Origin of the sequence: Embleya sp. NPDC005575 (assembly GCF_040605455.1) — a bacterium.
Taxonomy (GTDB): domain Bacteria; phylum Actinomycetota; class Actinomycetes; order Streptomycetales; family Streptomycetaceae; genus Embleya.
Window position 1 is genome coordinate 96,262 of the sequence record NZ_JBEXCV010000008.1, and the last position, 17,123, is coordinate 113,384.

At 69.0% G+C, this 17,123-nt stretch carries 18 protein-coding genes; 11 read left to right on the forward strand and 7 right to left on the reverse strand.

Features of this window, described 5'->3' with window-relative positions; translation table 11 throughout:
- Positions 1–24 precede the first annotated feature (24 nt).
- Together ABZS54_RS04740 and ABZS54_RS04745 are read left to right on the forward strand one after the other, a co-directional pair.
- Entirely contained in the window at positions 25–2,241 is a 2,217-nt protein-coding gene (locus tag ABZS54_RS04740; RefSeq protein WP_355531048.1) for an ATP-binding protein, read from the forward strand.
- Positions 2,242–2,267: 26 nt separating this feature from the next.
- A complete protein-coding gene (locus ABZS54_RS04745) occupies positions 2,268–2,600 on the forward strand; it encodes a helix-turn-helix domain-containing protein (protein WP_355531050.1) in 333 nt (110 codons plus the stop codon).
- Between the two features lie 157 nt (positions 2,601–2,757).
- Here ABZS54_RS04745 and ABZS54_RS04750 read toward each other — a convergent pair whose 3' ends face one another.
- Positions 2,758–3,141, reverse strand: coding sequence for a transposase (locus ABZS54_RS04750; protein ID WP_355531052.1), 384 nt, complete (start codon positions 3,139–3,141; stop codon positions 2,758–2,760).
- Between the two features lie 105 nt (positions 3,142–3,246).
- Between ABZS54_RS04750 and ABZS54_RS04755 the strand changes: the two genes are divergently transcribed.
- Positions 3,247–3,591, forward strand: coding sequence for a helix-turn-helix transcriptional regulator (locus ABZS54_RS04755; RefSeq protein ID WP_355531054.1), 345 nt, complete (start codon positions 3,247–3,249; stop codon positions 3,589–3,591).
- Between the two features lie 232 nt (positions 3,592–3,823).
- On the opposite strand, the gene ABZS54_RS04760 is transcribed toward ABZS54_RS04755, so the two are convergent.
- Together ABZS54_RS04760 and ABZS54_RS04765 are read right to left on the reverse strand one after the other, a co-directional pair.
- A complete protein-coding gene (locus ABZS54_RS04760; RefSeq protein WP_355531056.1) occupies positions 3,824–4,654 on the reverse strand; it encodes an endonuclease domain-containing protein in 831 nt (276 codons plus the stop codon).
- A 363-nt stretch (positions 4,655–5,017) separates the two neighbouring features.
- Entirely contained in the window at positions 5,018–6,367 is a 1,350-nt protein-coding gene (locus tag ABZS54_RS04765; RefSeq protein ID WP_355531058.1) for a transcriptional regulator, read from the reverse strand.
- Positions 6,368–6,611: 244 nt separating this feature from the next.
- On the opposite strand from ABZS54_RS04765, the gene ABZS54_RS04770 reads away from it, so the two are divergent.
- Positions 6,612–7,313: a hypothetical protein gene (locus ABZS54_RS04770; protein ID WP_355531060.1), complete on the forward strand. Its 702-nt coding sequence runs from the start codon at positions 6,612–6,614 to the stop codon at positions 7,311–7,313.
- A gap of 74 nt (positions 7,314–7,387) precedes the next feature.
- On the forward strand, positions 7,388–8,089 hold the full coding sequence (locus ABZS54_RS04775; RefSeq protein ID WP_355531062.1) for a class I SAM-dependent methyltransferase: 702 nt from the start codon (positions 7,388–7,390) through the stop codon (positions 8,087–8,089).
- Here the strand turns inward: ABZS54_RS04775 and ABZS54_RS04780 are convergent.
- Positions 7,988–9,262, reverse strand: coding sequence for an MFS transporter (locus ABZS54_RS04780; RefSeq protein ID WP_355531064.1), 1,275 nt, complete (start codon positions 9,260–9,262; stop codon positions 7,988–7,990). The genes ABZS54_RS04775 and ABZS54_RS04780 overlap by 102 nt on opposite strands.
- A 329-nt stretch (positions 9,263–9,591) precedes the next feature.
- On the opposite strand from ABZS54_RS04780, the gene ABZS54_RS04785 reads away from it, so the two are divergent.
- From ABZS54_RS04785 to ABZS54_RS04795, 3 genes are read left to right on the forward strand one after another with little or no spacing between them, the layout of a single operon-like run.
- The gene (locus ABZS54_RS04785; RefSeq protein ID WP_355531066.1) at positions 9,592–10,449 is read left to right on the forward strand and encodes a hypothetical protein; all 858 of its coding nucleotides are present in this window, start codon (positions 9,592–9,594) and stop codon (positions 10,447–10,449) included.
- On the forward strand, positions 10,446–11,420 hold the full coding sequence (locus tag ABZS54_RS04790) for a hypothetical protein (RefSeq protein ID WP_355531068.1): 975 nt from the start codon (positions 10,446–10,448) through the stop codon (positions 11,418–11,420). The genes ABZS54_RS04785 and ABZS54_RS04790 overlap by 4 nt, the downstream gene beginning before the upstream one ends.
- Positions 11,417–12,007, forward strand: coding sequence for a hypothetical protein (locus ABZS54_RS04795; RefSeq protein WP_355531070.1), 591 nt, complete (start codon positions 11,417–11,419; stop codon positions 12,005–12,007). Before ABZS54_RS04790 ends, ABZS54_RS04795 begins: the two co-directional genes overlap by 4 nt.
- Here the strand turns inward: ABZS54_RS04795 and ABZS54_RS04800 are convergent.
- From ABZS54_RS04800 to ABZS54_RS04810, 3 genes are read right to left on the reverse strand one after another with little or no spacing between them, the layout of a single operon-like run.
- Complete coding sequence (locus ABZS54_RS04800) at positions 11,992–12,663, reverse strand: DUF6262 family protein (protein WP_355531072.1); 672 nt, start codon at positions 12,661–12,663, stop codon at positions 11,992–11,994. The genes ABZS54_RS04795 and ABZS54_RS04800 overlap by 16 nt on opposite strands.
- A complete protein-coding gene (locus ABZS54_RS04805; RefSeq protein ID WP_355531074.1) occupies positions 12,660–15,191 on the reverse strand; it encodes a tyrosine-type recombinase/integrase in 2,532 nt (843 codons plus the stop codon). Before ABZS54_RS04805 ends, ABZS54_RS04800 begins: the two co-directional genes overlap by 4 nt.
- The gene (locus tag ABZS54_RS04810; protein WP_355531088.1) at positions 15,188–16,243 is read right to left on the reverse strand and encodes a tyrosine-type recombinase/integrase; all 1,056 of its coding nucleotides are present in this window, start codon (positions 16,241–16,243) and stop codon (positions 15,188–15,190) included. Before ABZS54_RS04810 ends, ABZS54_RS04805 begins: the two co-directional genes overlap by 4 nt.
- A gap of 194 nt (positions 16,244–16,437) precedes the next feature.
- On the opposite strand from ABZS54_RS04810, the gene ABZS54_RS04815 reads away from it, so the two are divergent.
- The 3 genes from ABZS54_RS04815 to ABZS54_RS04825 all read left to right on the forward strand — a co-directional run.
- Positions 16,438–16,566 carry a DUF4244 domain-containing protein gene (locus tag ABZS54_RS04815; RefSeq protein ID WP_355531076.1) on the forward strand — a complete coding sequence of 43 codons (129 nt, stop codon included), beginning with the start codon at positions 16,438–16,440 and terminating at the stop codon, positions 16,564–16,566.
- A 46-nt stretch (positions 16,567–16,612) separates the two neighbouring features.
- Positions 16,613–16,948, forward strand: coding sequence for a TadE family type IV pilus minor pilin (locus ABZS54_RS04820; RefSeq protein ID WP_355531078.1), 336 nt, complete (start codon positions 16,613–16,615; stop codon positions 16,946–16,948).
- On the forward strand, positions 16,945–17,123 hold a 179-nt coding region (locus tag ABZS54_RS04825), incomplete at its 3' end, for a pilus assembly protein TadG-related protein (RefSeq protein WP_355531090.1). The genes ABZS54_RS04820 and ABZS54_RS04825, both read left to right, overlap by 4 nt.

Genomic DNA, 17,123 nt, shown 5'->3' on the forward strand with positions numbered 1-17,123 from the left:
GCATCCTGTGGAGCAAGTACCGTCATGAGCCTGTTCGAGCGTGACAAAGTCATCGGCACCTTCCGCGGTTTCTCCGAGGGTGGAATGGAGTTCCACGCCGACCTCGTGCTGCCGCACCACGACGACTTCCAGACCATGGCCATGCACGGCCAGTTCGTCCTCGTTCAGCTCGAACACGAACGGGAGGCAATCCTCGGGCGGATCACCACCATTGCCTCCCAGGGGCGCCTGGTGTCTCCCATCGGCGAGGACTACGCCACTCGCGCGGTGCGCGACCAGCGGCCCATTCCCGATGAGCTGCGCGAACGCTACCTGAAGTACAAGGTCGACATCCGCATCCTCGGTGTCCTTCGCATGGAGGGCGACAAGCACATCTTCGTCCCCAGCCACCGGCGCCTCCCGCATGTCGGCGCCCAGGTCGCACTCTTGGGTGACGACCTGCTCGCCGAGGTCGTGAACGCGAAGGACACCGACGACGGCGCGGTGCCCATCGGCTACCTCGCTTTTGGTGAATTTGTCTATGCCGGAAACGACAAGCGCGTGGGCGACACCTCCTGGATGCAGGTTCAGCAGCCCGCGATCATGCCGACCTTCCAGATTGACAAGCTCGTGGCTCGCCGCAGCTTCGTCTTCGCCCGCGCCGGCTTCGGTAAGTCGAATCTGGTCAAGCTGCTCTTCTCCGCCCTGTACGAAGGACAGCCCACTGTCCCGCGCCGGTCCGGCGAAGCCCCGGTCGGAACAATCATTTTCGACCCGGACGGCGAGTACTTCTGGCCCGACTTCAAGGGCCGCCCCGCCCTTTGCGACGTACCGCACCTGCGCGACAAGCTGGTCGTCTTCACCAACCGCAAGGGCCCCAGCGAGTTCTACCAGTCCTTCGTCGTCAACGGCGTCAAGCTGAACATCAAGGAACTGCAAGCATCGCGAGTACTGGGTATCGCGCTGCCACCGGAGAAGCAGGACCAGCAGAACGTCGTCAAGCTCAAATCCCTCGACGGACCCAGGTGGAACCGGCTTGTCGACCTGATCCACCGGGACAAGTACGGCGCCGACCGCTCACAGGTCCAGCAGATCCTGAACCTCGATGCCGGCCAAGAAGCTGAGACTAACGCTGCGGTCAGCAACATGACCCGCGTCGTCAACGCACTGCATGACCCCGACAGTCAGCTCCTCAGCAGCCTGAAGGACTGCCTTTCCCAAGGCAAGCTCTGTGTGGTGGACATCTCGCAAATGCGCGGCTCCCAGGGGCTTCAGCTCGCTGGCGTGATCCTCGGCGACATCTTCGAGCACAACCAGAATCAGTTCACCGAGGCTGACCCGAAGTCCATTCCCACCATTGCTGTCATCGAAGAGGCACAGTCCGTCCTCGGTGGCTCCAATCAGAGGGAGGACGGCCCCTTCATCTCGTGGGTGAAGGAGGGCCGCAAATACGATCTCGGTGCCCTGCTGATCACCCAACAGCCAGGCAGCCTGCCGCAGGAACTCCTCAGCCAGGGCGACAACTTCTTCGTCTTCCACCTGCTCTCCCAAGGCGACCTTTTGTCCCTGAAGAAGGCAAACGCCCACTTCTCCGAAGACCTGCTGGCCACCCTGCTCAACGAGCCACTCGTCGGCAATGGCATTTACTGGTCCAGCGCACCCGGCACCGACCGCCACGCCCGCCCCTACCCCATCTCTGTGCGCGTCCTCAGCTTCGAGGACTCCTACAAGATGGCCGACCCCGACTACTCTCTCCCAACCCCTGACAACTTCGCCACCAAGTCCCGGGCCGTCGTCGAGGAACGACGTACCGAAGCCCGGGTTGCTTCCGCCAGCCTCGCGGCTAACAATCCCCACGGTGCCGCCACCGCGCCTGACGGAGAAGACGTCTCGGTGGACGACAGTGCGATCGCGATCGTCCACCTGCGGGACAACAAGCCCGAGTTCCACAAGATGATCAACAGCAGCCGCGGCATCAAGTGGGGACACATCGCTCACATGCTGGGTGAGAGGGCCCCCGAGTACGCGAAGCGCTCCGACTCCACCTTTGACTGGGGCCGAGCTCTGGTCAAGCAGGCACTTGACGAGCTGTATCCGGGGAAGTGGATCGCCCAGGCCCGCGAGGACGACAAGAGTCCGGGCAAGTTCCCCAAGTACGTCATGCTCAAGGAGCACGCCTCAAAGGAGGAGCCGGACACCGGCAACAACCTGGACGGCGCGTTGTTCGACCCGGCACAGACCGATGAGAAGCCTCCTTTCTAGAACCGCTTCCTCGAGGAAGGAGTGCTATGACGGTTGGGGGCAGCAGTTCAGCGTTGACCCGAGCTGAAAGGGATCTCGTTGAGACCCTCTCGGCCCGCTGGACGATTCACATCCTTCTGATTCTTCGTACCTCTGAGGACATGTGGCGATTCGGTGAGATCCAGGAAGCCGTCTCCGGGATCTCCAACCGCGTGCTCTCCGGCCGCCTTGCCGGGCTGGAGAACAGCGGTCTCGTGTCCCGGAACGTCGATGCGACCCGACCGGTGACTATCACATACCGGCTCACCGCCCAGGGGCGTCGAGTTGCAGGCGTCCTCACTTGTCTGCGCGAGGCAGCTGAGAGCCGCCTCGACAGGTGATGTGTCACATCTGGGCTACACCGCTGTGTTCGCCGCGCAGGTTCACCACAGCGGGCACCAAGTCCCGCTTGGCGATCCGAACCGTCGACTGGATCTTCTTCGCGCCCGCCGTGCTCGGCTACATCGTTCGGATGTGTAGGAGTCTGCGCTCGATGCCTCAGCTGGGGAGCTCGCGGGCGAAGTACTGGGCGGCGCGGCGGAGTAGGTCGCGTTCACGTTCCAGAAGGCTGACCTGGTGCCGCAGTCGATCAAGTTCCGCGCGATCAACCGGGGACCCGGCCGGATCGTCGTGGCCGTCTGTAGCCTCGGCCAAACGAACCCACCCTCGCAGGGTCTCGTGGTTGATGCCGAGTTCAGCGGCGACCGACGCGAAGGTGCGAACGCCGATCGTGGCGTGAAACCTGGCGACTGCCTCTCGCTTGAATTCATCCGTGTACTTGGACGCGCTCCTCATGGAGGCCTCGCTTTCCGCCTCACCGGCAGGATCCACGTAGACACCGGCGACGCCGCGTTCGCCTGTCACAGCCGATGCGGACAGCACGCGACACCTCGGGCACATGCATCCCGTGTTCTTCCGACCCGCGAAAAACGATAGTGCATCATCATGCACTGCTAGTTGTCGGCGCGGCGCGTTGTGTCACTATCTGTGTCCGACCAGCCGACGTCCCCATCCCCGAATCTCGACCCGGATCCCTCTGGGCGGGACCCGGTCGTCCACGCCTTTGGCATCGAGGTGCGACGTACTCGACATGCACGGGAGTGGTCGCTCGACGACTTGGCCGAGGAGTCCGGGATCAGTCGACGCATGGTGCTCGATGTGGAGCATGGTCGGCGTAACCCCTCGTTGCTCGTGATCCTCACGTTGGCCCGGGCTCTGGACGTGACTGTGAGTCGGCTCGTTGGACCTGCGGAAGACCTGTTTGCGCGCACCCGCACACTCCCGGGAGCCGCACGCCGCAGAGGTGATGGACCTCCGGAGCAGAGCGAATAGATCCGCCAGGCACAGACACACTGGTGTTGTGCGCGCAGGAGATGGCCGAGCGTGGTGTGCTTTCTGCGGGACTTCGGGCCCGACAGAGCGCACAGTGCGCAGTGCGCAGTGCGCTCTGTCTGTGCGGATCGGGCGCTTTCGAGCAAGTGTGAGGGCCGATGCAGCAGAAGTGCGCTCAACGCCACAGCCTGCCTGGTCTCGTCTTCCATGGTCGAGCCTGTTCAGCACCGTGTCAGGCGAGTCCCCTTGCGTAGAGGATCTGGGCTGGCGGGGCCTGCAAGTACCTTTCGAACAGCTCGATTTCCCCAAGCATCGACCGGATTTCCTCGTACCAGGCCAGGCCCCGCGCGTTGCAGTTCCCGCAGAGCAGGCCGCGAACGCACTTACCGCAGGGCGCCCCATCGCCGATGCACCGGCGGTGGTCGTGGTCCAAGTGCAGCCAGTCGCTGTCCTCGCCCTTGTTCGGGTCGCCGTGCCGTCGGTTACAGATCGCACAGGCATGATTTTGGAGCTCGAACAGCTCGCGAACGAATTCGAGGCTGACGTTGAACGTGCGAGCCTTCTTGTGCATCGATCGGCAGAGCTTGCAGCCGGACTGAGGTTTGCCGATCTTCCTGTTCCAGACGAATCGTTCGAGTGGGAGGATCTGTTCGCAGTGCAGGCACCAATAGAGATTCTGGGCCCGAAGTTCGGCTGACCGGGCTGCACTCAGTTTGAACCTCAGTGGGCGGAGCTGTTCACCGTGTCTATCCTGCTGGGCGTGGGTGTGACAGAGGGTTCGGCCGGAGGCGATGTTGATGCACCCGCAGAATGAACAGGGTTGGGCGCCCACGACGGCAATACGGAGAGGCTTCAACGGTTTGCCGTTGTATTGCTGCATGTAGTGCCCCTGGCAGAGCTGCTTGGCGTGCTCGGGCTTCCCGCAGTCAGGGAACGCGCAGGTGGCGCCCTGAGGTATCCGTTGCCTCCTGATGGGTTCGATGAGCGACTTCCCCTCGCGCTGTCGCTCGTAGTGCGTCTTGCAGACGCCCTTTCGATCGATGCGCTTGCCGCAGTCGGGCACCCCACAGATGCCGCCGTTCGCCGTCGTAGAGAAGTTCGGCCGGATCCGACTGAGCGGTTTTCCGTTTAAGTGCTGGCGATAGTGGGTCTGGCAGAGCGCTTCCGTCTGGTTTGCGACTCGTCGCCCACAGCCTTCGAATCGGCAAACGTCGTGGATGGATATGTTCTCGACTCCTTGCGAAGGATGATCGGGTTACCGCAACGCTAGGATTCGATCAGCGGCGGCGGGCAGCCGGGTCCTGGCTGGCGACGTGACGGGCGACGGCTCGACGCTGGGGCGGGCGTATCGCTCCAGCGAGCGGACGGTGGCATGCCTGGATCGGGCGAGCAGACGCCTCCTCCTGGGGCGCTCCATGAGCATCTTTCAGCCGGTGCGGTCGAGGAAATCGCACACGGCGGTTGCGTTGCGATGCGCGCCCAGGGTGTCACGCAGGTCGGTGAGGGTGGCGCATCCGCGGGCGGAGTCGACACCGCCCATCATGTCGACCACTTGGTGGGCGATGCCAGCGGCGGTGTCCAGGTCGCCGAGCGCGATGTGCGCCTCGGCCCGGCGTGCGAGGTAGATCGCGGCTCCGCGTGCCTCGCCGGTGGTGTCGTAGGGGTCGTGGTGGGCCAGGGCGGCATCGAAGTGCTCCAGCGCCCGCCCGGGCTTGCCCAAGGTCAGGGCGGAACTGGCCGCGACCTGGTGGAGTTCGCCGTGTGTGAGCCAGTACATGCCAGGCAAATCCTCGCCCGCAGGTCCGGCGCGGTCGTAAGCGGCGAACGCCGCGTCGAGCGCGCGGTAGGTGTCGCTTGCGTCGCCAGCGGTGGAGTGGGCACGGGCCTTGCGCGCGTGCAGCATCGCGACCACTCGGGGCGAGATGATTCTGCGACGGGTGTCGAGGGCGCCGTCGACCATGTCGACGGCACCGCGCGGGTCGTGGTTGCTGTAGCGGACGTTGGCCCAGAATGCGAGGGCGGTGGCGCCGGTCGTGGCGTCGCCGCCGGATGCCGCAGCCCGCAACGAGGCAGCGAAGTGCCTCTCGGCACTGGCCGTGTGACCGCTGTCGTACGCGCACCACCCGGCCAGGCGGGACGCCTCCGCGGCCGATCCGAACAAGCGCCGACCCGTCACCTCCGTATACGAGGCATCGCGTAACAGTCGTGTGATCAAGCGGAGTTCCGCGCTCGCCGCGTCGTAGACCTGGGAGGATCCGACCTCGTCGTCCAGGTGTCGCAGGGCGTCGAGGCGGGTGTCGAACAGGTCGGCGACGTGCGCGCCCACGTGCCGCCCGCCAGTGACGGCGCCGTTGGCGGCGTCGGCGTTCGCCCAGCGGGCGAGGCTCGCCGACAGAGTGCTCGTCGAGGCGATGAGGAATCCGCGTCGGTCCACCGGCCCTCCCACGTCGTCCAGTGCCTTGACGGTACCCACCGTGGACCAAGGGGAGTCCAAAACGGTGTCGTCGTCGTGGAAGGCGAGCAACAACCACCAGGGCCAACCCCGGCGACGGATCTCCTCGGGGTCGATGCCCAGCAGGTCGGCCATGGCCAGTTGCGCGGTGGGGGCGGGCTCGGCGACGCCCATCCAGCGGGAAACCTTCTCCTTGCGGGTGGCCATCGACCCGAACCCCAAAGCCCGATGCCGGTCGGCGACCTTGCGCAGGTAGCCGGTCGCGGTCCACCGGTTGCGGGTCAGCAGCGTGGTGAGCGGGTGCCGTTCGATGGTGTCCGTCACGGTCGACCTCCCCCAAGGCGTGCCGCCCAGTGTGCCCCTTGCCCCGGCCCGCCTGGAATGGTCCGGGATGTGCGAGGCAACCCGAGGCAACCGATCGGCAACCCAAAGCAACGGCACGGGACTTCACGATCCGTGCCCGTCGGCGTTGTTCTGAAGTGCAGGAGGACCCGGCAGGGGTCCGCCGAGCCAGGGGAGGAACGCCATGACCACGGCTACACCAACCACGGGAACCATCGCCGTCGAGATGCCCGAACCTTTCACGCCCGAGTGGGGCCGCATCGACGGCGTCACCGTCACCGGCCGCACCGTTGAGATCGACCCGGCCGTGTACTTCTTCCGCTACCAGGACCCCACCTGGCTGGTCGTCGACTGGGACCTGCTCGCCCGCGACCTGCTGCCGCTGCGCGACACCGACTCCCGCACCGTCGAACAGGCCGCGCTGGAGTTCGTGAAAGAGCACGGTCGCATCACCGACGACCCGGCCGAGGTCCTGCGGATCGGCCACAAGGTCGCCGCGCACGTGTTCTCCGACAAGCACCTGACCGACCCGGGCCTGTCGCACGTGGACGCCGGCCACATGCGGATGCTGCGCGAGGCCACCACGCTGATGGCCCTGAACAAGGTCCGCATCGACGGGAGCATCGCCAACGTCGGTCCGTGCTGGTTCTTCCCGGTCGCCACCTCCGTGGTCTTCGGCCTGGACGACGAGCAGGGCATGGCACTCGACGAGCTGTACCACGGCGGGTTCTTCAACGAGTACCGCCGGATCGACTCCATCCTCGCCCACGCGGCGTTGGGTGGGCGGCTGGTGCACGGCTGCTCGGCGGCGGCCGACATGAAGGGCGGCGCGGTCGTGCCCTACGGCGCCGACATGGACCGCTTCCGCGCCGACCTCGAAGGCATGAGCGACACCTGGATGAACCGCATCCGCGCCCACGCCGCCTGATCCACACCACCTCGACACCGCGGGGACCGACCGACCCGGTCGGTCCCCGCGGCCATGCGCATCGGGAGGATGCCGTGACCGCTCGTCGACACGACCGGACGGTGGACACGCGCGTGAACGCCGCCGCGTGGAACGCCATCGCCCGTCAGGACCGAACCTCCACCGATCGGGCGGAGGTGGTCCCCGCGCGCATGGAGTGGACCCATCGTCCGGGCACGGGCCCCGGCGCCGAACTCCTGGGCGACGTACGAGGTGCCCGGGTGATCGAGCTGGGCTGCAACCGCGGCGACAACCTCGCCCACGTCGCGACCCTGGGCCCGGCCCGCACGGTCGGCCTGGACGTCGCCGAGGACTGCGTCGCCCAAGCCCGCGCGCGGTGGGCGCACGTGCCCGGCATCGCCTGGACCACGGGCGAGGCGGGCGACTTCCTCGCCGCATCGCGGGAGACATACGACGTCGTGTACTCGATCTTCGGCGCACTCTGGTACACCGACCCCGAACGGCTCCTGCCGCGTGTCCGCGAACGCCTCGCCCCCGGCGGCCTGTTGGCGTTCACCGTCAGTGCAGCCCGCCCCGGTGCACTCCACGGGGCACGGGTGGACAACCTGACCCTGGGCACCGGCGTCCGCATGCCGGTGGTGCACTACGCGTACGACGCGGCCGGTTGGCACGACCTACTCGCGCGTCACCGCTTCATCGTCGAGCGGAGCATCGACGTCCCCACCCGCGACGGCGCCGGACATCGCGCGCTCGTCTTCACCGCGCGCGCTGCCTGAGGCCGTCCACGTCACCGCGGCCGCCAGTACCGTGACGGCCCCGGCCCACCCGAACGCCGCCCGGGGCGCCCGCTCCACCAGGGCAGGCAGCACGAGCATGCCGCCCATCCCCGCGACATGCAGGGCCGTGAGTTCCACGGTGAACAACCGCAGCCGCTCGGGGCCGGGCAGGCGCCCGATCTCCGACCCCAGCGTCACCGACCCCAGCGGGGTCAGGAGACCCAGGAGCGCGGTCACCGCGATCACCGAGTTCAGGCCCGACGTGAACGCGTACCCGCCGAGCAACGCACCCCGAGCCAGCCACACCGCGCAGTACGAGCCGGGGAACACCCCGACGGACTTCGCGTTGCCCGCCATCAGGTTGCCCACCACGCTGCCGACGCCCATCGCCGAGAGCACCAGTCCGTATGCGCCCGGGCCCGCCTCCAACCGGGCCGTCAGCCAGATCGGAATACCGATCGAGGCCACCACTGCGCACGCCTCGCCCACCGTCTCCAATCCCAGCACCCAGCCCAGCACGGGCCGGCGCCCCAACACCGCCCGAGCGGTGGGCGCCTCCCGGTCGGCGTCGAGCACGGTCGTGCCCGATGCCGAGGGCGCCGGCTGCCCGCGGTCGAGGTAGGCAAACGCGGCCCCGGAAACCGCGAACGTGGCCGCGTCGACCCAGAACAGCGCGTGCACGGGCATCACCAGCAACAGTCCGGCGGCGCCGGCCGGGCCCAGGATCCACGCCATGCGGCCGGTCAGTTGCATCAACCCGGTCACCGCCCGGACCTCTCCGGGTTCGACCAGGTCGGGGATCAGCGATCCCAGGGCGGGGCCGGTTACCGCGTCGGCGGTGCCCAGCAGTGCGATCACCGCCAGGATCCCGACGAGACCGAGTCGGTCCCACAACCACGGCAACGACGCCACCACCGCGATCTGCACGAACTCGACCACCGCCAACCGGCGAAGCACCGCGCACCGCGCGATCACCTTGCGCCCGAACGATCCCAGCACGATGTGCGGGACGCTCTCCACCACCACGACCAGGCCCATTGCGACAGCGCCGGAGCGCTGCCACGCCAGCCACGTCAGGGCCAGGGTGAACAGACGGTCGCCGAACACGCTGAACGCCTCGGCCGACCACAACACCAGGATCCGACGCCGGCGAAGCAAAGAGAGGTAGTCCACGGGCGGCCACCCTACGAAGACACGAGCATCCGCGAAGGACGAACGCCCGACATCGACCCACACGGATCACGTCCCGGGCGACGCCCTCCGACGACGGCGAGCACAGGGTCTCAGCGGCGGCTCCACGCAATCGGGTCGAGCCCGCCCACAGGCCACGCGTCCCGTCACCCACACGGGTGTTGTCGTTCCGAGGCCCAGTCCACGACGGCGCTGATCAGCGCCATGACGCAACAATCCGGGACTCCCCGAAGGAGAGTCGACGATCTTCCGGAACGCATTCATTTGATTACACTGCGTGCCCATCGTGTCGGTTCCGATGGGGATGTCGTATGAACTTTGCAGATCACGAAGTGCGTGAGGGCCGTCGTCTGATGGATGCCGGACGGGACAACCGGCTGGCGATCGGCGATCTCCTCCTGGCCGTTGCCTCCCCCGCCGGGGGCGACGGGGCGCTGGAGGCGTTCTGCGGCGAGGTGGGGCTGAACCCGCGCACCGCACGCCAGTACCGCCAGACCGCCCGCGCGTGCACCGCTCCGATGCGGCAACGGGTGTCCGACAGTGGCATCCACGTGAGCTACAGCGTGCTGCGCGAAGGATCGCGCACCGGGCCCGGCGGGACTCCCTACGACGAGGACTACCGCACCCTGCGCGAGCTACTGCGGGAGGCGCGCGACTCCGGCGCGGGCCGCGTTTGCGTCGCGACGTATCGGCAGGCCCTGGGCATCGGGCCGTCCCTGCGGGACCTGCTGAACGCCTCCGGGCCGGGCGAGGCCACGATCGCCGAGTACGTCGACGCCCTGAACCGCAACGGCCCGGAGCGCGAGAAGATCATCCGCGCGCTGGTCGAGGAGGACGCCGAGCTGAGCGAGGCGGTGCGCACGGCCGTCGACGCCAAGCGCCGCAGGGACCAGGAACGCGAGAAGGGCGGCCGGGGAACCGCCGGTGGCGAGCGGTCCGACAAGGGTACGGCTCTGGCCCGGGACCTGGTTCGGCTGCGCGACCAGGCGGTGGCCTGCATGAACCGCTACCCGCGTGCCGTGGACCTGTCCGCCGAGCAGGTGCTCGCCTGCAAGGAGGCGATCGGGACGTTTGAGGTCCTCACGGTCTGGGCGACGGACAGGGTCGGCACCCACACCGCGGCCGTGCGCCGCATCCCAGCGCCGTCGCGGGAGTCGGTGAGCGCGTGAGGCCGCCGACTGGCACGGACGGCGACGAGCAGTTGACCGCCGACGTGGAGGAGTTCGCCGTCCACGACCGCAAGGGTGGCTGGGCCCTCGCATACCTGGTCGCCCGACGCGTGCGACCTGACGAGGGCCATGGCGTCGGGATCGAACAGGAGTCCACGAAACGATTCGACCGAAACGTTTTCCGGCGGGTCAGCGCGCGGGAGTTCGCCCACCGAGCGGGCACCGGCACCAAACGCATCCTGGCGTTCTACGACGCGTGGAACCGTGCCGCCGCCGACAAGCACGTCGAACCGGCCCACGAGCTGAGCCCCGGCGTCCACGTCGAGCTTCCCGACGAGGACAAGGTCCCGTTCTTCGGCAAGCACGGGTACTACCGCAGCTACGAGGCCCGGATGAACGCGGGTGAGCGCCGCAGCTCGATCGAGCAGGAGGCGGAGCGCGCCGGGGTCAAACCAGCGGCCTCGATCTACATGGCCCAGCACCCGGGGGCACTCAAGACGGCGGTGCTGGCGGACCCGGGCACCCGCGTCGCGGCCCGGGAGGCCATCGAGGAGTACGACCGCCGGGAGGCCGAGCGCGAGCGGGCCGACCGCGACGCCGCCCGCAGCGTGACCGCCGAGCGCGAGAAGGAACACGACCTCGCGCGCGACGACGACGAGGAGGCGGCGGCCGAGAAGGCGGCGGTGGCGCAGGCGGTCCGCAGCGCATCGCGGGCCAAGTCCCCGACCGATGCCGCCCTGGAGGTCTTCACAGAGCTGACCGCGGTGCGGCTGGGCACGCTGCGGGCCCTGACCCTTCTGCAACAGCACACGATCACCTTCTCCGACGAACGCAGCGCGGCCATCGCGGACCTGTGCAACGGCGCGCAGGCGGCCATCTCGTTCATCCGCGACCTGGCCGCCAGCCATCACGGCGCGCTCGGCGACGCCGCGCTGCGGGCGTTCCTGGACGAGAGCGAGAAGCTGGGGTGACCGCATCCGGCGGGCGCGGGTTCGACGAGGGCAGGAAGCCGAGCCGACTGGAGGAGGACACCGTCGGGGTGTTGCTGTGGCTGCGGCACAACGCGGGCCGGGAACTCACCTACGAACAAATCGGCAAAGGGGTGGGCCTGCCGGTCGGCAACCGTCTCAAGTGCGCGGTGCGCCAAGCCCGCAAGGCTGCCGAGCACTTGGACCACCGACTGGAGCGGTTCCTGCCCTCACGTGACCCGCTCATGCGCGGCGCGCGGGTGACCCGGTTCAACCTGTCCGGCCGCGGCGACGAGTTCGGCGCCCGCGACGCGCTGAACGCCTCCCGGGTCGCCGTCTCCGCCATGGACGACATGCGCCGCGCATGCGCGTACGAGGCCAAGAACACCCACGGGGTCGCCCCGAAGGCGTTCCAGGAGATGGCGTCGGCCGTCGACGGGTGCATCCAGACCGTCAGCGGCGTCGAGGAACTCGGCCAGGAGGTCTGCCGCCTCCAGTTCGTGAACAACGAACTCGCCGAGCGCGTCGCCACCCTGGAGGCCCGCCTCGCCCGGGCAGCCACCGGCGAGGACCCCTACGTCACCGCGTGACCGGACACTTCCGGGGACGTCTGCCCCTCGCCGAGTTGGAAGGCGTCCCCGGGAGCGCGGTTGACCTGCTTCAGCAGCCGCCTGCCCGCCTCGCGGGCCGCGAGAAGATCCTCCTCGGCCTCCGCGAGCCGGCCCTTCAACGCGTCGCGCTCCGCGCATGCCCAGTCGCGTTCGACGGCCAGCTTCTCGACGGCGCCCAGCAACTCGTTCACGCGCTCGGTCAACTCCCCGGTGCCCACCGCGTCCAGTCGATCGCCCAGCGATCGCCGCACGGCCTCCTTGAGGCGGTCGCGCTCCGCCCGCAGAGCCTTGTTCTCCGCGCGCACCAGTTCGAGGTCGGTGGCCAGACTCGCCGCCGACGGGCTCGCCCCGGCCCCGCGGGCGCGACGTTCGGCCTTTGCCTGTCCCCGCATGGCGGCCTCGATGTGCTCACGCACGCCCTCCGCGTACACCAGCCACGAGGAGACCCCGGCGGCATGGCGCACGGCGGCGAAGGTGATCGGCTCGCCGGACGCCTTCATCGCGTCCAGCGCCGCCAAGACCCCGGCCCGCTTGGTGACGCTGTCCCGCCGCCGAGACTCGCGCAGCACGTCCCCGGGCGTACGACCCGCCCCCGGCTGCCCTTCGACCCGTCGCGCGGCCTGCCGGCCGCTCACGCGCCGGTCCCCTCGCGCCGAGCGGGGAAGCCGGGCATCGGCAGCGGCACCGCGCCGCCCGCGGCGGCCCGCACCTTCCGCAGCAGCACCGCGGCCTCCTCGACCCGGCCACGCTCGTCCTCGCCCATCGCCTCGACCAGTTCCCGCATGGTGTCGCCGACCTTCCTGAACGCGCCGATCTGGTCGTCGAGGTTGCGCACCACGAACGCGTCCGCCTCCATCATCTCGGCGTACTCCCGGTCGGTCTTCAGGGAACGGACGTGGTCCTCGATGGCGGGCAGGAAGGACGGGTCGGGCCGGTACGAGGGGCAGGCCGCGCACTGGAAGCGGATCGGGCACGCCTTCCCGCCCGCCTTCACGTTCGAGGGCTCGGTACAGTTCCCGAACGGCACCGTCACCGACCTGGCCTCGTAGGCGGTCGCCGACGCCATCGGCGCCGGCCGCCCGGCACGGTCGACGGTGTGCAGACGCATCACGTCCACCGCCTCCCGCTTCCGCTTCAACGTGACCTTGTAGTACCTGGCCGTCGTGTCACTGGACCGATGGTCCATCAAATCGCGCAGCACGTCGATCGGCACTCCCGCGTCGGCGTACCGCTGCGCGAACGAGTGCCGGAACGCGTACGGGAAGATCAACGACCGCTCGAACGCCACCCGTTCCCCATCCGGCCCGAACTCCTCGCCCAGCAACACCGGGACCGCGTCGGCCCACGAGCGGATGATCGCCCACACTTGGTCGGACCCCAGATGCCGCACGACCCCCCGCTCGCTCGCCGGCGGAAACAGGAACGGCGCGCTGCCGCTCGGCAGGTCGACCGTCTCCCGCACCGCCAGCCACGCCCCTACCGACGACACCGTCTCGCTCGTCACCGGCAACCGGCGCCCGCCGCGGCGACCCTTGTTGTTGTCCCAGACCAGCGACCAGTCGCCGCCGTCGTGTTCGAGGCACCCCACCCGAAGTTGGGCGATCTCGTACGGGCGGCGTCCGGTGTCGCGCAGCAGCTCGTACACGGCCCGCGCCATCGCCGACACCTGGAGGCCAGTCATCCTGCCGTGGGTGATGCCCGCGCCCAACAGGTGCGTGTAGTCGTCGAGTTGGGTGATGACCGACTCGGGTACCGCCTTGCCCGCCTCGTCCTCAGGTACGTCGTCACGCTTGACGGTGTGGCTGCTGTGCCGGGCGAAGCTCGCGGACATGCCGTCCAGATGCCCGGCCGCGCGACTGTAGTCCAAGACCTTGAAGAAGAACGACAGCAGTGCCCCGCGGGCCGTGGACGACATCGGGTCGCCGTCGAGCTTGTGCAACTGGCGGAACGTGTCGACCACCGCGTTCATATCGGCGAACCCGAGCGCGGCCATGTCCGCGCCCCCGCCGGGTCGCAGTTCCAGGGCCCGCGAGGCGGCCAGGACGGCACGGCCGGCCCGCCGCACCTCGGCGGTGGTCGGCTTGGTCTCGGTGATCCAGCCCACCAGGATCGCCCGCAGCCACGGCTGTCCGATCTCCGACACGTCCAAGTCACCGGGCCGATGGGTGGGGCCGCCGCTCACCCCGCGCACGCCCAGTTCGGCCAGGTCCAGCACCGGCCGCGTCGTCGGGTCCACGCCCCTGAACCGGTCCAGTGCCCCGGCCACGACGCGGTGGGTCTCGCGGACCAGGGCATCCACGTTCGCCTGGGACCGGCGCGCGAACCAACCGGCCGGCGCTGCGGCGACGCTCTCCGCCGCCGCCAGGTGAACCACCACCTGACGCACCGCCAGCGGTTCGATCTTCTGGCCGCGCGCGTCACGCCGCTGGAGCGCGTAGAGCACCTCCAAGCGCGCGACCGAGTGCAGCGGCGCCAGCGAGAACTGGTGGATGTTGAGGAACGGCGCCTGCCGCTCCAACCATCCCGGCGTCGGCAGATCCTCCGGCGCGTACCGGCGGGACTGGGCCAGGTGCTGGCGCCAGCGCCGCGCGTGCAGCGCGCACAGGCCGAACGTCGCACGCCCGTCATAGCGGCAGCCCGGCACCGTGCACACCGCCGACGGCCCGTACGGCGTCTGCCGGGCCAGCCACGCCTCCAGCTCGGATCCCGGCTCGCGCATCAGGTCCTCGCGCCGCAGCGACGAGTGCGCGAGACACAGCCCCCACAGGACCGCCTCGCGCGGACACCCGCCCACGCGGCAACACGGCAGCCGTCCCGCGATCCTCCGGTTGCGCTCCGGAATGTGCGTCGCCTTGAACTCCTTGGCTCCCACCCCGCCCGCCCGCAATGCCTTCCTGCACGCCGAGCACAACCCGCGGGTCGCGGTCAGCGCATCGCACGCGGCGGTCCCGCACCGGTAGACCGCCGTCCCAGGATGGTCCACGTCACCGGTGAACAACCCGATGCCCGGCTCCCATTCACCCGGCCGCCAGGCCGGGTCGATGTGCTCCACGAGCCACGCCGTCCACCCCGACGCCTCCTCGGGCGACATCCCCTCCGGAACGGCGTCGCCCGCATCCCGCGCCGGCCAACGCAGCGGCACCACGTTCCCCGATGCGCTCACCCGCGCGCCTCCTTTCGCCGGGCGGCGACCCGTTCCACGGCATCGCGTTTGTCCTGGTCGGTGGCGTGCGTATACGGGTCCATCGACGACGACGCCGCGTGTCCCGCCATGTTCTGTGCCACGTCGCGCGGCACCCCGCCCCGCACCCAGCGCGTGATCGCCGAGTGCCGCAGCATGTGCGGGCGTGCCGCGAACCCGGCCCGTCCCGCGAGCCGCCGGAACAGGTCGTACGTGTTCTGGTACTTCATCGCCTCGCCCAACGGCGCGCGGAACAGGTTCACGAACACCATGTCGCAGTCGTCCACACCGCCGGACCCGACGATCTCGTCGCGCTCCCAGCGGTACCTGGTGTACAGGTCGACGGTCTCGTCCTCCACCGGAATCCACCGTGGGTGCCGGGACTTGGCGTAGGCGCCGTTGCCGTTGCGGCGCCGCCGCACATGCACGTGGGGCCCCGCGACCTTGCAGCCCAGCGTGGTCGAGTCGGGCAGGAAGTGCATGTCCTCGCGCCGCAGCCCCAAAGCCTCGCCGATCCGCATCCCGCTCACCGCCAGCAACAACACCAGGAACCGATCCCGGGCACGAGTGGTGACGTCGGCCAGGCACCGGATCTGGTCGTCCGAGAGCCACTCGTAACCCGGCACGGCCACGCGGTACTTGAGCAGTCTGGCCCGCACGTTCCGCCGCTGGCCGTCCTCGCCGGCATCGAAGCCGGGCGGGACGTACCGCAGGAACTTCGGCCGCACCAGTTGGCTGATCACGCTCGGCGGAACCCAACCCTGCAACGAGCACCACGTCAGGAACTCGCCGATCGTCCCCATGGTCGCGTTCGCGGTGCCCTCGCCGCGGAACCGCGGCTCACGGCCCGGCCGCCGGCTTCGGGGGGGCAACGGCTCGTCGACCAACCAACGCATCATCGCGACCAGTTGCGCGAACGACGGCCGTGTCCAGTCGACACCCTTGTCGATGCAGTACGACAGGTACAGGGCGATGCGGCCCGCGTACGTCCGCTGGGTGTTGTACGCGCGGTCGGCACCGCGAAGGCCGACCAGATACGCACACGCTTCGGTGTGCAGCTCGAAGGACTCGTCGACGACGACCCAGTACGTGGCGCCGTCGGCGGAGATGGCACGTTCGGCGCGATAGCACCGGTCCAGCAAAGCAGAGATGACCAACGTGCCTTAAACCCCTTGGATACCAGTGAGGCAAGTAGGAACTACTCTACTTGCCTTACATAACAGGCGAGTTGCCTGCACCCAAGATAACGGTCGCCGCGGTGGCGTTCGGGGCCGTGCTGTTCAAGATCGTGACCAGCCCGGGGGTCGCGGCTGCGCTCACCGGGGTGATCACCAAGGCACTCGATGTTTCGTTCTGAGCCTCGCGCCGATACCGCTCACCGCGGGCGTGCGGCGAACGGCTTCGTGACCGCGGAGACCGCGGTCGTCATGCCGGTGCTGATCCTGTTGACCGCCGTGTCGGTGTCCGGGATCGGTGCCGCCGCCGCGCAGATCCGCTGCGTGGACGCGGCGCAGGCGGGAGCGCGGGCCCTGGCCCGGGGCGAGCCGGCGGAGGTTGCGAGGGAGCGGGCTCGGGCCGCCGGGCCGGTCGGGGCGCGCACCGAGGTGTCCCGCGCGGACGGTCTGGTCCGCTTCCGGGTCGCCGGCGAGGTCGGCGTGCCGGGAGCGGCGTGGGCCGGGGTGCGGTTCCACGTGGAACATGTGGCGGTGGCGGCGATGGAGGACGAGGTACCGCCGTGAGCCCGCGCACCTCGGCGCAGGAGGGCTCGGCAACGTTGTGGGTGCTCGCACTCGCGCTGGTGCCGATGTGCGTGGCGGCGGTCGTGTTCGCCTTCGCCGCAGCGGTCACGGCCCGACACCGCGCGGGCGCCGCGGCCGACCAGGCCGCGCTGGCGGCGGGGAGTCGGGCCGCCGC